The 12,799-nt window shown below is 61.8% G+C and carries 12 protein-coding genes; 6 read left to right on the top strand and 6 right to left on the bottom strand.

Going from position 1 to position 12,799, the window contains the following annotated elements:
- Nucleotides 1–182: 182 nt before the first annotated feature.
- Together PR017_RS03500 and PR017_RS03495 are read right to left on the bottom strand one after the other, a co-directional pair.
- The gene (locus PR017_RS03500) at nucleotides 183–788 is read right to left on the bottom strand and encodes a hypothetical protein (RefSeq protein ID WP_111220318.1); all 606 of its coding nucleotides are present in this window, start codon (nucleotides 786–788) and stop codon (nucleotides 183–185) included.
- A 582-nt stretch (nucleotides 789–1,370) separates the two neighbouring features.
- Entirely contained in the window at nucleotides 1,371–1,892 is a 522-nt protein-coding gene (locus tag PR017_RS03495) for a YcgN family cysteine cluster protein (RefSeq protein WP_111220317.1), read from the bottom strand.
- 179 nt (nucleotides 1,893–2,071) lie between these two features.
- Here PR017_RS03495 and PR017_RS03490 point away from each other — a divergent pair, with 179 nt between their 5' ends.
- Nucleotides 2,072–4,231, top strand: a complete 2,160-nt coding sequence (locus tag PR017_RS03490; protein ID WP_240538993.1) for a transglycosylase domain-containing protein — start codon at nucleotides 2,072–2,074, stop codon at nucleotides 4,229–4,231.
- Nucleotides 4,232–4,307: 76 nt separating this feature from the next.
- Here PR017_RS03490 and PR017_RS03485 read toward each other — a convergent pair whose 3' ends face one another.
- Together PR017_RS03485 and PR017_RS03480 are read right to left on the bottom strand one after the other, a co-directional pair.
- Nucleotides 4,308–5,789 (bottom strand): hypothetical protein, encoded by a 1,482-nt coding sequence (locus tag PR017_RS03485; protein ID WP_111220315.1) that lies wholly within the window; start codon nucleotides 5,787–5,789, stop codon nucleotides 4,308–4,310.
- 333 nt (nucleotides 5,790–6,122) lie between these two features.
- Nucleotides 6,123–6,590 carry a GNAT family N-acetyltransferase gene (locus PR017_RS03480; RefSeq protein ID WP_240538992.1) on the bottom strand — a complete coding sequence of 156 codons (468 nt, stop codon included), beginning with the start codon at nucleotides 6,588–6,590 and terminating at the stop codon, nucleotides 6,123–6,125.
- A 186-nt stretch (nucleotides 6,591–6,776) separates the two neighbouring features.
- On the opposite strand from PR017_RS03480, the gene PR017_RS03475 reads away from it, so the two are divergent.
- Both PR017_RS03475 and PR017_RS03470 read left to right on the top strand, forming a co-directional pair.
- Nucleotides 6,777–7,364: a DUF1214 domain-containing protein gene (locus PR017_RS03475; protein WP_111220772.1), complete on the top strand. Its 588-nt coding sequence runs from the start codon at nucleotides 6,777–6,779 to the stop codon at nucleotides 7,362–7,364.
- On the top strand, nucleotides 7,357–7,905 hold the full coding sequence (locus PR017_RS03470; RefSeq protein WP_111220313.1) for a DUF1254 domain-containing protein: 549 nt from the start codon (nucleotides 7,357–7,359) through the stop codon (nucleotides 7,903–7,905). Before PR017_RS03475 ends, PR017_RS03470 begins: the two co-directional genes overlap by 8 nt.
- Before the next feature lie 41 nt (nucleotides 7,906–7,946).
- Here the strand turns inward: PR017_RS03470 and PR017_RS03465 are convergent, their stop codons facing one another.
- A complete protein-coding gene (locus PR017_RS03465) occupies nucleotides 7,947–8,129 on the bottom strand; it encodes a hypothetical protein (protein ID WP_111220312.1) in 183 nt (60 codons plus the stop codon).
- A 583-nt stretch (nucleotides 8,130–8,712) separates the two neighbouring features.
- Between PR017_RS03465 and PR017_RS03460 the strand changes: the two genes are divergently transcribed.
- Nucleotides 8,713–8,937, top strand: coding sequence for a hypothetical protein (locus tag PR017_RS03460; RefSeq protein WP_111220311.1), 225 nt, complete (start codon nucleotides 8,713–8,715; stop codon nucleotides 8,935–8,937).
- A gap of 286 nt (nucleotides 8,938–9,223) precedes the next feature.
- Complete coding sequence (locus tag PR017_RS03455; protein ID WP_111220771.1) at nucleotides 9,224–10,249, top strand: DUF2336 domain-containing protein; 1,026 nt, start codon at nucleotides 9,224–9,226, stop codon at nucleotides 10,247–10,249.
- Between the two features lie 11 nt (nucleotides 10,250–10,260).
- Here PR017_RS03455 and PR017_RS03450 read toward each other — a convergent pair whose 3' ends face one another.
- Nucleotides 10,261–10,617 carry a DUF1491 family protein gene (locus PR017_RS03450; RefSeq protein ID WP_111220770.1) on the bottom strand — a complete coding sequence of 119 codons (357 nt, stop codon included), beginning with the start codon at nucleotides 10,615–10,617 and terminating at the stop codon, nucleotides 10,261–10,263.
- Between the two features lie 235 nt (nucleotides 10,618–10,852).
- On the opposite strand from PR017_RS03450, the gene PR017_RS03445 reads away from it, so the two are divergent.
- Entirely contained in the window at nucleotides 10,853–12,760 is a 1,908-nt protein-coding gene (locus PR017_RS03445) for a hypothetical protein (protein ID WP_111220310.1), read from the top strand.
- Nucleotides 12,761–12,799: the final 39 nt, after the last annotated feature.

Genomic DNA, 12,799 nt, shown 5'->3' with positions numbered 1-12,799 from the left:
CAGCGGATCGGCCTGAAGCAAGCCCCGACGCCGTGACGCCGGACAGTTGCTCGGGCGCCGCCGTCACGCTTGCCGGCGAAGGTTCGGTCTGCCTGAAGGCCCGGTTGTCCGCCGAAATCGCAGCGGCGCGGCTCGTGCACCTGAGTTGCGCCATTTCCATACTGTGGGTCTTCAACACGTCGTCAAAATACCGCATCAGCTTCAACAGCCGGCGGATCCCCTTGCGGCGGCCCGGTGGCGGTGGCGGCGGGATCCAGACCGGGGTTAGCCCGCTGAAGATCGCGTTCCGCAACGATTGCCCGCGCCCGATCCTCGGCACGCTGCTCGATGATCGCCAGCAGCCGGCGCTTGTTTTCCACATATCCGGGCCCATCGGCATGGCGCTCGATCTCCGTTTCCCGGTCGCGCGCCATCTGGCGCTGCAGGCCATCGATCTTTTCCAGCGTCCGAACGATCAGCGACATCGCATCCACCGACAGCTTGACATCGGCACGGGCAAGCTTTGCCGCAGCCTCGTCGCAGGCCCCTTCGGCAAAGGCCTGGCCGGACTTTTCCGCTGCAGAGCGCAATCCCTTGAAATAGTCGAACTCGGCCCGCATCTCGACCGTCATCTCGTTGAGCAAAGTCCGAAGAACATCCTCGGCACTGCCGGATTTGATTTCCAGCAGGCAGGCTTCCGCCTGCCTGCCGCATTGCTCCGCGCTCCAGCCGCACTCGCTGCCGCGATAGGCCGGCGCATTCGGCCAGTAGCCGTAGAGATTAGGGTCGAAACCGTCCAAATCTTGCATGGCATGTCTCACGGGTCGGCGCGCCAGACGCAAGGGCGTCGGCGGGCGGGACGGAATTGTGTCTGAATGCGCTGTTGCCTTAGAGGCCGGCAATGCCGCCCCAGCCGATCTCCCCCCTTGTGGAGGAGATGCCCGACAGGGCAGAGGGGGGTGAATGCGGCGGTCTCGGAAGTTGCGGCGGCATACCCCCCTCTGTCAGCTACGCTGACATCTCCCCCACAAGGAGGGAGATCAGGCTGGGCGCGCCGCCAGTCTCACACAAAAAGTCCTGCCGTTAGAGCGAGCCCTTGTCGTCTTGGAATACGCTCGCGGTTGTGTGGCCTATGGGGCCGGCAATGCCACCCCAGCTAATCTCCCCCCTTGTGGGGGAGATGCCCGACAGGGCAGAGGGGGGTGAATGCGGCAGTTTCGGTAGGCTCCCTGTCAGCGACGCTGACATCTCCCTCACAAGGGTGGGAGATCACTGGGCGTCTCTTACCCGCACCTCTCCGACTATACCTAAAACTAACAAACAACCGTCACGCCGTCAAGGACTATTTTCCTATCTTTGTGAATATACCGCTTAAATTCGATTGAAGAGGATTATTTCCCTATTTCTTCAGCCCGCTGGCGCTCGTCTTCTTCCGCATCGCCGTCTCCATCCCTCGGCATGTCGCCAACCGTCAGCGGCCAGTCCACCACGTGGTCCTCGTAGTCGTCGACAGGCACGTCTTCCTCGCTGAAGGTGCGGCCCCTCGCCGAGATGCCGGCGGCGTGGACGGTCTCGGGGTCGCCGGAGACGAGGTGGTGCCACCAGTAGAGATCGCGCTTCTCATTGATCAGCCGGTAGCCGCAGGTGGGTGGAAGCCACTGGATTTCCGAGACATTCTCGAGTGTCAGCTGGACGCAGTCGGGCACGAAATCCCAGCGGTTGGGATAGCTGGTGCAGCGGCAGCTGTCGCTGTCCATCAGCTTGCAGCGGACATCGGTGAAATAGATGTCGCCACTGTCCCACTCCTCGATCTTGTTGAGACAACAGAGGCCGCAGCCGTCGCAGATGCTCTCCCACTCGCCCGGGGTCATGTCGGCAAGGGTCTTGCGCTGCCAGAAGGGGGTTTCGTCCATGCTCTTGCTATCCCTGCGCACCCGCCCGTTGCAGGGAAGCCGCGCTGCTTTGTTTTGTGATTTGCCGGAAAGCAACCAATTGTTCAACCTGTGGCGGATATAGGGGAGAACGGGTTGTCGGGGAAGGCTGAGCCTGACGCAATCAGCAGATGGCTCGAAGATCAGACGGGAAATCGCGCATGCAGGATCAAATCGAGCCGGAAGGGCCTCCGCCGAAGAGGCCGCGCCGAAAACGCTTCCTGCTGCTGCGGCTGGATTCGTTGATCGATTCCACCGTCTGGAATGCCGGCTTTCGCGCCGCCGAAACCTGGGAAGACATCACCATCTTCTTCCGTCGTTTCCGCATGCATGGCTGGAAGCGGATCCTGTTCGAACTGCTCGGAGAAGGCATGACGCTCGGTGTCGCGGCCTCCGTAGTGATGCTGGCGCTTGCCATGCCAGCCTTCGAATCGACGGTCGGCGACTGGCGCAACCGCGGTAATTTCGCCGTCACCTTCGAGGACCGCTACGGCAATATCATCGGCCATCGCGGCATCATCCACGAGAACTCCGTGCCGGTCGACGAGTTGCCGGATTACTTCGTCAAGGCGGTACTGGCGACCGAGGACCGGCGCTTCTTCGACCATTTCGGCATCGACGTCTTCGGCCTGTTCCGGGCGCTGACCGTCAATGCACAGGCCGGCGGCGTCGTCCAGGGCGGCTCGACGCTGACCCAGCAGCTGGCCAAAAACCTGTTTCTTTCCAACGAGAGATCCATCGAACGCAAGATCAAGGAGGCGTTTCTGGCGATCTGGCTGGAGGCCAACCTCTCGAAGAAGGAGATCCTCTCGCTCTATCTCGACCGCACCTATATGGGCGGCGGCACCTTCGGGGCGGCGGCAGCGGCGCAGTATTATTTCGGCAAGAATATCTCGGACGTCAACCTGGCGGAGGCGGCGATGCTTGCCGGCCTGTTCAAGGCGCCGACCAAATATGCGCCCAGCGTCAACCTGCCGGCGGCACGCGCCCGCGCCAACGACGTGCTGTCAAACCTCGTGCAATCGGGCTTCATGACCGAGGGCCAGGTGGTGGCCGCGCGCCGCAACCCGGCCTCAGTGGTCGACAGGGCCGAAGTCGTATCGCCGGATTTCTTCCTAGACTGGGCATTCGAGGAAGTTCAGCGGCTGTCGTCGCGCTTTGCAGAGCGCTCGCTGATCGTCCGGACCACCATAGACATGAGCCTGCAGAAGGCGACGGAAGACTCGATCGGCTCCAGCCTGCTTGAATATGGCGAGCACTACAACGCCAAGCAGGGCGCATCCGTGATGATCGAGACCGGCGGTGCCGTCCGGGCCATGGTCGGCGGCCGCGACTATGGCGAAAGCCAGTTCAACCGGGCCACCAAGGCACTACGCCAGCCCGGCAGTTCGTTCAAGATCTACACCTACTCGGTCGCCATGGAGAACGGCATGACGCCGGCGACCACCATCGTCGATGCGCCTATCTCCTGGGGCAACTGGAGCCCGCACAACTACGAGAACCGCTATGAGGGCCGCGTGACCCTGACGGAGGCCATCGCCAAGTCGATCAACACCATTCCGGTGCGCCTTGCCAAGGAGCATTTCGGCATCCAGCCGATCCGCGAGATGGCCAAGCGGATGGGCGTCGAGACGCCGATCCGCAACGACAAGACCATCCCGATCGGCACCTCCGAGGTCACCGTCCTCGACCAGGCGACGGCCTATGCAGTCTTTCCCTCGGACGGGCTGCAATCGCGGCGCCACGGGATCAGCGAGATCGTCGGTTATGATGGCAAGATCGTCTATGATTTCAATCGCGACGAGCCGGCCGCCAAGCGCGTTCTGTCCGAGCCGGCAACGGCCTCGATGACGCAGATGCTGACGCAGATCCCGGTCATCGGCACCGGCCGCAAGGCAGCCCTCGACCACGGCATCGTCGTCGGCGGCAAGACCGGCACGACGCAGGCCTACCGCGATGCATGGTTCATCGGTTTTTCCGGCAACTACACCTGCGCCGTCTGGTTCGGCAACGACGACTACACCTCGACCAACAACATGACCGGCGGCACCCTGCCGGCAATGACCTTCAAGAAGATCATGGACTACGCCCACCAGGGCATCGCGCTCAAACCCATCCCCGGCATCGCCGACCCCTTCCCGGCCCAGAAACCGATGACGGCAGCCGCCCGGAAAGCCGCCACGGAGGCCGCCATCACCGCCGAGCCACCTCCTGTGCGCCCCCGCTCGCTGTCTGCCGAATCGACCAGGACATTGCGCGATCTCGAGGAGCTACTGAAGAACGCACCACCGCTGAAGCAGCGGGTGGCGAGCATCGAGTAGTGGCGAGGCTTGGGCGGAGACGGTTCTACCGGACTGCGGCCGAACGGCCGCAGTCCGTTCATTCGGCAAAAGCTGACTACTTCTTATAGAACGCCAGGCGTTTGATGCCGAGTTTCATGTTGTTGAGGTTGGTGGGTTTCAGGGGGAAGAGGACGTTGGCGGCGTAGCTGGCGCTGATTGAGCCGACGGCGAGGTTGACGATGAACTCGGCCGGGTTGGGATTGGCCCATTTGTAGCCCTTGGTGTCCACGAGGGTGCCGTTGACGTAGGTATCGACCTTGCCGGCGCTGGTGCGAACGACTTTCGTCAGCCTGATATCGCCGACCAGCGGGCCGCTCAGATATTTGAGATAGCCGGCTCCGACATCTGTCGTTGCCGGGGCCCATACGCTGTTGTTGAGCTGGAAGTCCTGGGTCACGGTCTCGCCGTGGGTGAAGGCCGAGAAGATGTCAGGGCCCTTGTAGAAATCGAACCAACTTTCGCTGTCGATCTCGTCGGCACTCGATGTCGTCGACGTGATGTTCTTGCCATAGAGCCACGCGGCACCCCAGAAGCCGTTCGGCTGGTTTGCCGGCAGGGCGTTGAGTTCGGCAATCGTATTGACCTGGCGGCTGACGACGGCCGGCGGGTAGTTGACCTCGGCATCGAAGGCATAGTCGCCGTTTTTGAGGTCGAAGGTGTCCTTGGCGACGATCTGGGCCGAGCGGATCGGCGGTACGAAGATCATCAGCTGGCCGGCCGGATTCTGGTAGGTAGCAGCCTGGCTGATGAAGGTGAACTTCTTCTGCGTGGTCACCTGCTTGGTGGTCTTGTCGACCGTGACGGCCCGGTAGTCGTCGTTTCGCTGGAAGGCGTTGTCCTTGACGTAGCCGACGGCCATGCCCACGGGCATGGAGGCCGGGATGGTGTCGAACACCATAGTCGTGGCCGTGCCGGCGGCATTGTCCGCTGTCGGCTGGGCGAGCTTCAGGGCATAGAAGGGCGTCAGCACGGCAAGGGCGTTGGTGACGGGATTGACGGTGTTGGAGTTGAACATGGCGAGCAGCGTGATCTTCCCGTCGGAGGCTATCGAGTCCACCCGGTAGATGCCGCGAGACTGCAGCACGATCATGTTGCCGACCTCGATCTTGGTGCCGCTGGCAAAGCCGAACTGTGCGGGGTCGATCGGACTATTGACGTTGATGGAGCCGCTGATCTGGCCGAAGACGTTGGTGAAGCCGCCGGAATAGGTGGCGTCGCCACCTCCCAGAACGCCCGTCAGGTTAAGCCGGTCGGTAGCAAAGATATGCGTCTGGGCATTTCCCTCGGTATAGCGCTGGACCTCGGAACCGATCGATACTTTTGCCGCATTGTTCTGGAAATAGTTGAACTTGCCATCCAGTTGCGCCTTGTTGGTGATGGCAGTCTCGCCGGTGCCGGCAACGGCGTTGGTGCCGAACACATAGGTTCCAAGCGATGTCCAGCCGGCGATCGCATCGTCGGCGGGGGCGGCTCGGGCGGGTGACTGCCCGAGGATGATTACGGTTGATAGGGCTACGGCGGAGAGGAGCTTTTGCATTGCTTTTCCTTTTTGCCTGATCGACCGAGCCCGGAGATGGGCTCATAGTGCACTGCAATATGTGGAGCGCCCGGGGGTCTGGAATAGTCTGCTATCTGACGGGTCGTTACTTGCCATTGACCTCAAAATGAGTGGTTCAACCCATGCAGAAAAGCAGTTTTCGGCATTGCAGCCCTGGATTTTGCGAACCGTTTCGTAAATCTCCCACGTGTGTAGATCACCAGGGTCGACATTTCGCGTCGGCATCCGGGAAGGCCCGGCGCACAGGGTTTCGAGGCAGCTCGAAGGGTTGCCGCCGGGTGGCGCCCGATACCGGCGAATCAATTTCCGTCTTCAGCTTTCCAAGGCGACGACCCGTCTGGCCATGAGAATTTCGTCGATTTCCCTGCCATCGTGAAACCGTGCGTAGGGTATTCGCCCGATTTCCATAAAGCTCCGGCGACGGTAGAAACGCATCGCAACATCATTTTCGGCACTGACCGCGAGCTCCAGCTGGCGAATGCCTTGGCCACGGGCAAATTCCACCAATGCTTCCAGAAGCGCTTCCGCAAGCCCCCTGCCGCGGGCGTTCTCGCGCAGATAGACCATCTGGATCATGGCGCGGTGCGCCTTCTTGGCGGTGCGCTGCCGCGCAAGCGCCATGATCCCCACCGGCAGCTGGTTTTCGACTGCGATGAAGACATGATTGTCCACAAGACGACGGCGCCATTCCTCGTCTGGAAGGTCTTGCCAGTCCTCGACACTGCTGGCGTAACTTTCCGGCGAGGCTCGTAGGGCTTCGAGGCGAATTGACCGAAACATATCTACATCGTCGGGTGACAGCAGCCGGATCATTGCGTGTCCTTTGCAAAAACGAATTTCCGGCAATGTGCCACATTCGCCGAAGCTTTGGCAGGGGCGCGGTCGGCGCACGGACCATCCCGCCCTTCCCCCTCCCGGCAGAATCAGGAATAAGCTTGACGCTTGAGTTCTCACAAGGACGCCGCTGTGTTTCGGGTTCCTCTTCTGGTCGCGCTGTCGCTGGCCATTGCGTTTGGCGGCGGCATCCTTTTCACGCTGTATGCGCTCGATGCCAGCGCCGGTTTCGGCGCGATCCGGCTTGGCGCCTGGCAGGCCTTTCCGGCGCTGCATACCGCTGACGCCGACCCCTATGCCAAATCCCACCGTGCTCGTGACGGACGGCTGCTCTACGGCACCGCTGAGGGGCTCGAATTCACCGCTGGCGACGACGATGGGCATGACCGGCTGTCGGCCGGATGCCGCTACCGGATCAGCGGCCAGACGCCGCCGGCGCGGCTCTGGACGATGTTCTCCGTCGCCCCGGACGGCAAGCCGCTGGCAGCCCAACCCGGACGCCCGGCCGCAATCAACTCGTGGAACGTGCTGCGCGACAGCGATTCCAGCTTTTCGATCGTCGTCTCGAGGGATGCAGCCGCCGGCAACTGGCTGGCGCTGCCGCCGGCTGGCAATTTCAAGCTGGTGCTGACGCTGCTGGACACGCCGGCGGCCGGCAGCGCGGGGCTGATCGACCTCTCGATGCCGAAGGTCGAGAAGATCGGCTGCGACCATGCTTAAGGTGCTGTTTGCAATCGTCGTCGGCGTGCTCGGTGCGGCCCTGCTGCATCTGGTGATCATCCTGGCGCTACCCGCCTACAGTAATCGCGATGCCTTCCAGCGGGTCGAGGCGCTCGGCGAGGAAGATGCCTTTCATGTGCTGGACCCGACTGCGAGCGCCGGCGGTCTCTCGAACGGCGATCCCTACATGCAGACGGCCGTCTGCGCCTTCGACCTTGCCGACATGCCGGTGCACCTGACGGCGGGCGGCCATGTGCCGTTCTGGTCTCTGGGGATCTACGACAGCGCTTCGAACGAAGTCTTCAGCATGAGCGACCGGACCTCGGTCGGCGGTGCGCTCGACGTGCTCGTGGCAGCACCGGTGCAGCTTGCCGCGATCCGCAAGGCGTTGCCCGCAGAGCTTTCGCAATCCATTCTCGTGGAGATGACAGAGGGTCAGGGCTACGTGGTGTTGCGGACCATGGCGCCGCAGCCGAGTTTCAAAGAGGGTGCCAGTGATTTTCTCGCCAAGGCGCGATGCGACGCCTTCGACGCAAGCTAGATCGGACGCAAGCTACATCGGCTGAAGCCGGACAAGGCCTGTCAGCCCTGTTTTCTCGTCTTCGTTTTCGGCCTCTTGGCGCCAGGCCCCGTACGGCGCTTGGGCGGATCGAGCCGCTCGTAGCGCACGCCGGTAAACAGCAGGATGCGGGCCGCCGTGCCATCATGGGGCGGCGGTGGCGGCTTGTGGTTGCGTCGGTCTTCCAGTCTTATGATATCAGCCATGTCTCGTCTCCATTGCAGTCTTGAGACGGATGAACTTGCGATCGATTTCACCCTGTCCGCCTTTTTGGCGGACCGGCGCTCCCTCGGGAAAAGTCTTGCTGGCAAGAGCATGTCCGGAGGGCATTCGCGCCTTTCCAATAGCAGTGCGGTACGTGTCTGACGGTTTGCCGGGGCGCCCGAGGGGGCGGTTTTCGGCGGTAGCGATTCGAACAGACGCCGGGTCGCGGTGTGCTTATGCGGATTGAGACAGGGGATCGTTAACAGGACCTTAACGGCACGGGATGCGCCACAACGTGTTTTGGTCCGCCGCCGTGCCAACAGGTCGGCATGGAAGCATCAGATCGGCACACGGAACCACCAATGGTTGAGACGTGGAATCCTAAAATAGAATAAATTCATATTGTTAGCGCTTTTGCCCGATTGCCGTGGACGCATCCTTCCCGCGGGTGTGACACGAAAACGTCATGCAAATATTATTTGCGACTTCGGGCGTTTGGCGTATGGTCTCCGCACTGGCCGGCCACGCAAACACCGGCAATTCATGACATCCGGGGTTTTCGTCCCACAGCTTGAGAGATGTGCAATGACGCTTTTGCTCAACTCAGCCTTTACAACCGACGATGTTGACGTCCTTCGCGGCGCGCTCGACTGCTGGTATGCGGAAAGACGCATCGACCTGAAGAGCACCGAGGCGCAGTTTGCGGCGGCGGCGGCGCTCGACCTTTTTCAATCGGGCTACGATACACGCGACAGGCTGCTGGTCGCCCTGCGCAGCCACAGCGCGCGCCAAGGCGTTTCGTATGCGTGATGTGTTGCATGCCAATAACGGCATGCTTGTCGCAAACTAGTTGTTACAATCACTCTCCAGCTTTTAACGAGCGTGTCTTTTCGTGACACCTCCGTCGCATTTTCATGAAAGTTTTCACTGCCTATTAACCCTGATCGCGGTACCGTCACGGCATAGCCAGATCCGGACGCGAGCGTCCGCCGGGTCCTATCGTTTTCCGCGCGACGTTTTCGCCGGAGCGCGTTTGCCCGGCTGCCCCGCGTGCTGATCTCCGGCTCCCCTCTTTGTTCTGTGTGTGGGTGGTAGCGTGCGTGATCGGTTTCGAGACCTGGAAGGACCGCTTGGCGAGCGCAAGAAGGATGTGGTCCTGATGGCGACGGTTACCAGCTTCGAGGAACGGCCCCATCCCGGAAAATCCGAACTGCGGCAGTTTGCCGAATTGTTCATGCCGTTGTTTCTCGCCTCCAGCGACGAAGCCAAGCGACAGGCGGTTGCAGCCTTGTCGCAATGCCCGCATGTGCCGCCAGCCGTGGCGCTGTTCATCGGCTGCCAGCCGATCGCGATTGCCGCTCCGTTCATCGCCGCCGCAGGCACAATCGACGACGATACGCTGATCACCATTGCCCGCACGCAAGGAACGGAACACGCGAAAGCCATCGTCAAGCGCGACAATCTCTCGCCTGCGGTCGTCGATGCGCTGGTCGGCCTTCGCCATGCCGACACCGGTCGCGGCAAGACGAAGGTGCTGGAAACGCCACAGACCGAGCGTATCCCCCTGCTCGAGGCACCCGACAGCGTGATTGCCGAAAGACTGGCCCGCGAGGAAGCGCTGCGCCAGCAATTGCGGCAGATTGCCCGCCACCTCTCTCACGACGATACCGATCGCCTCGGCTTGCGCAGCCTGACGGATATCCAGGAAGCGCTGCTGGTGCGCTTTGCCCGCGAGCGCGAGGCGCAGAATTTTGCAACGGCGCTGGCCGACGCGCTGTCGTCCAGCCGCTGGCTTGCCGAGCGCATCCTGCTCGATCTCTCCGGCCAGCAGCTCGCCGTCACGCTGACCAGCCTCGGCATGAATTTCGCCGACGGGGTCTTCGTGCTGGAGCGCTTCTATCCGCATCTGAGCGACGGTACGGGCAGCATCAGTCGCGCCTGGCGGATCATGGACTCGGTCGACCCGGCGGACAGCCAGGCGCGCGTCGAAACCTGGCGCCGCGCCGACCGCTACACCTACGTCACCCCTGACCAGGCAAGGCCCGCCAGCCAATTCAAGGCGCGCCGGCCCGAGGCGGAAAACGACGTCTTACCGGCCCGGGCGCGCGGCGGAGCGCGCTAAGGCCCCAAGTGTCAGAGCGGATTTTGCCGCTGGTCTGCGAGAGGCACGATGTCGGCGATGTCGTCGGTCTCGAGTTCGAGTATCCAGAGATCGGCATCGAATTTCTGTTCGCGCTCGAGCATCTGGCGCACCATCTCGGCATCCTGACGCTCGAGGCGGACTTCGAACATCCTGCCGTTTGAACCATCCTCGTCGAACAGGCTTTGCGGCGCCGGGCCGAACAGTGTTTCCAGCCCGTCGCGAAACCGCTGGCGTATGAAGATCGCCCCCGAAGCTTCCGCCCCCTTGCGCTCGACCGCGGCAAAATCCCCCCGGCCAAACAGCCGGCGGATCAGGGCGGATACAAAGATGTCGCTGCGCAGCCTCATGGGACCGGTGTATCTGGTGGTGCATCGACGAACAAGAGCGACGGACGGGTACGCTTCCACCGGCGTGAAGGCAGCGTGGCCGGCCGCGATCCATTCCTTGCGATTCTCCCTTAGAAAACTGCGCGAAACATATGCCTTGCAAGACGCGAGCAATGGGCGCAGTGTGTACTTATAGTAGCATTCATTTCAGATTTACCTTCAAAATTGCAACCTTCTTTGAAAAGGAGACGTGCATATGACGATGTCTGTTGTCTACAGAAGCCTGCAGGGGCTTGGACTTGCCTTGACGATGGTGGTGGGGCTAACGGCGCTGGCGCCGTTGGGCGATGCAGCCGAAATCAGGCGGCCCATCAGCGCCGCAGCCGCCGCCAGGCCGATACCGATGCTTTCAGCAAGGCAATTTCGCCGCCAGGAAGAATGGCGTGCCACCATCGCCACTGTCCCCCAGCCGAAGAAGGGCTGCTTTACAACCAAGTATCCTTCAACCAGTTGGCAGGAAGTTCAGTGCGTGGCGGCGCCCAAACAGCCGATGCCACCACGCTCCGGCATCGTGCCGCAGACGGTGGGCAACGGCAACGACATCGCGGCACAGGCACCCGTCGGATTTATCACCAGCGCCTCGGGATCGTTCGATACGTTGACCAATGTCACCAGCGAAAGCGGCCAGATCGGCGCCGTCGGCCCGATGATCCCCAACACCTACACGCTGCAGATCAACACAGATTTTTTCAAGACCAGCATCTGTGCGCCGTCTCCGAACCCGAACTGCCGCGGATGGGAGCAGTTCGTTTTTGAAAACAACAATGTTTCGCACCGTGCCTTCATTCAATACTGGCTGATCAGCTACAACACGACATGCCCGGCCGGCTGGACCCAGTTTGCCGCCGGCGCGGAAATCTATTGCGTCATCCTCAACAACTCCAGCGGCGCTGTTGCCACCCCTGCGGTGCCGGTGACCAATCTTGGACAAGTGACTCTCACGGGTACGGCGGGGCCAGGCGGCGACAGCGTGATCATGACCATCAGTGGAACGGCATTTTTGCGCGTCGGCGACAACGCCGTCAATGCATCCGGCGGCTGGACGATTGCCGAATTCAATGTGCTCGGTGATGGCGGCAGCGCTGTCGGCGTCGGCAGCCAGGCGACCTTCAATGCAGGAGCATCGCTGCAGACGAGGACGCGGATCACCTATGGCGGCACTGCGCCCCCGAACTGCGTCGCGCAAGGGTTCACCGCCGAGACCAACAACCTGAGTTTCGGGCCGAATGCGCCGGCAAGCTCCGGACCGGGACCGGCAATCGCCTTCAACGAAAGCACAGCCGGCGGCAGTCCGTCGAATTGTGCCGCCTCGACTGCAGTCGGCGATACCCACCTGACGACGCTCAGCGGCCTCCTCTACGATTTCCAGGCTTCCGGCGATTTCCTGCTGCTGCAGACGGGGTCCGGTTTCGACGTGCAGAACAGGCAGGTATCGGGTGCTCCGAACTGGCCAAATGCCGCTGTCAGCTCGGCCGTCGCCGCGCGGTTCGGAAAGACGCAGATTGCCGTCTGCACCAAGCCGCAGGCCGTGTTCATCGACGGAAAGACCGTCAATGTCAGCGAAAAGACGCCGGTTTCGCTGGCCGATGGAACGCAGGTTACCCGGAGCGGCGACACCTACCTTATTCGCGGTGCCACCGGCGACTGGCTGCAGGCCGGCATCAATCCGGGCAATGGCACCGACTACATCAACGTCAAGGTCGGTCTCGGCCAGTGGCCGGTGGAGGCCCACGGCCTGCTTGCCAACGTCAAGGAAGACCCCAACCTGCTCGCCACGCGGGAGGGAGAAGTTCTGAAAAATCCGTTCTCGTTCAAGGAACTCTACAGTTCCTACGCCAATAGCTGGCGTCTGAAATCGGGCGAATCGATGCTGAATGTCTGCGGCGAACGGACTATGGCCGATATTCCGAAGGCGCCCTTCTCTGCCCGGGATCTGGACCCGAAAACGGCGAAGAACGCGCAGAACACCTGTGCACGGGCTGGCGTCAAGGAAGGCCCGCTGCTGGAAGCCTGCCTTATCGACGTGGCAATGATCGGAAATCCAGCCGCCGCCAATATCCACGCGGAAACCGAAGCGCCGAAGGCCGTGGGACGGCTGAGGTAAGCAACAAGGCATTCGTCTGGCATCGTGCACAAGCCCCAT

Origin of the sequence: Rhizobium tumorigenes (genome assembly GCF_003240565.2) — a bacterium.
Lineage (GTDB): Bacteria > Pseudomonadota > Alphaproteobacteria > Rhizobiales > Rhizobiaceae > Rhizobium > Rhizobium tumorigenes.
Note: the sequence above shows the minus strand (reverse complement) of the source record. Positions and strands in the feature narration are given on the sequence as shown.

Coding starts and splice junctions, on each gene's coding strand:
- PR017_RS03490 (WP_240538993.1), top strand. CDS start 2,072: ATGCAGGATCAAATCGAGCCGGAAGGGCCTCCGCCGAAGAGGCCGCGC.
- PR017_RS03495 (WP_111220317.1), bottom strand. CDS start 1,892: ATGGACGAAACCCCCTTCTGGCAGCGCAAGACCCTTGCCGACATGACC.
- PR017_RS03450 (WP_111220770.1), bottom strand. CDS start 10,617: ATGAGGCTGCGCAGCGACATCTTTGTATCCGCCCTGATCCGCCGGCTG.
- PR017_RS03465 (WP_111220312.1), bottom strand. CDS start 8,129: ATGGCTGATATCATAAGACTGGAAGACCGACGCAACCACAAGCCGCCA.
- PR017_RS03480 (WP_240538992.1), bottom strand. CDS start 6,590: ATGTTTCGGTCAATTCGCCTCGAAGCCCTACGAGCCTCGCCGGAAAGT.
- PR017_RS03485 (WP_111220315.1), bottom strand. CDS start 5,789: ATGCAAAAGCTCCTCTCCGCCGTAGCCCTATCAACCGTAATCATCCTC.
- PR017_RS03500 (WP_111220318.1), bottom strand. CDS start 788: ATGCAAGATTTGGACGGTTTCGACCCTAATCTCTACGGCTACTGGCCG.
- PR017_RS03460 (WP_111220311.1), top strand. CDS start 8,713: ATGACGCTTTTGCTCAACTCAGCCTTTACAACCGACGATGTTGACGTC.
- PR017_RS03470 (WP_111220313.1), top strand. CDS start 7,357: ATGCTTAAGGTGCTGTTTGCAATCGTCGTCGGCGTGCTCGGTGCGGCC.
- PR017_RS03445 (WP_111220310.1), top strand. CDS start 10,853: ATGACGATGTCTGTTGTCTACAGAAGCCTGCAGGGGCTTGGACTTGCC.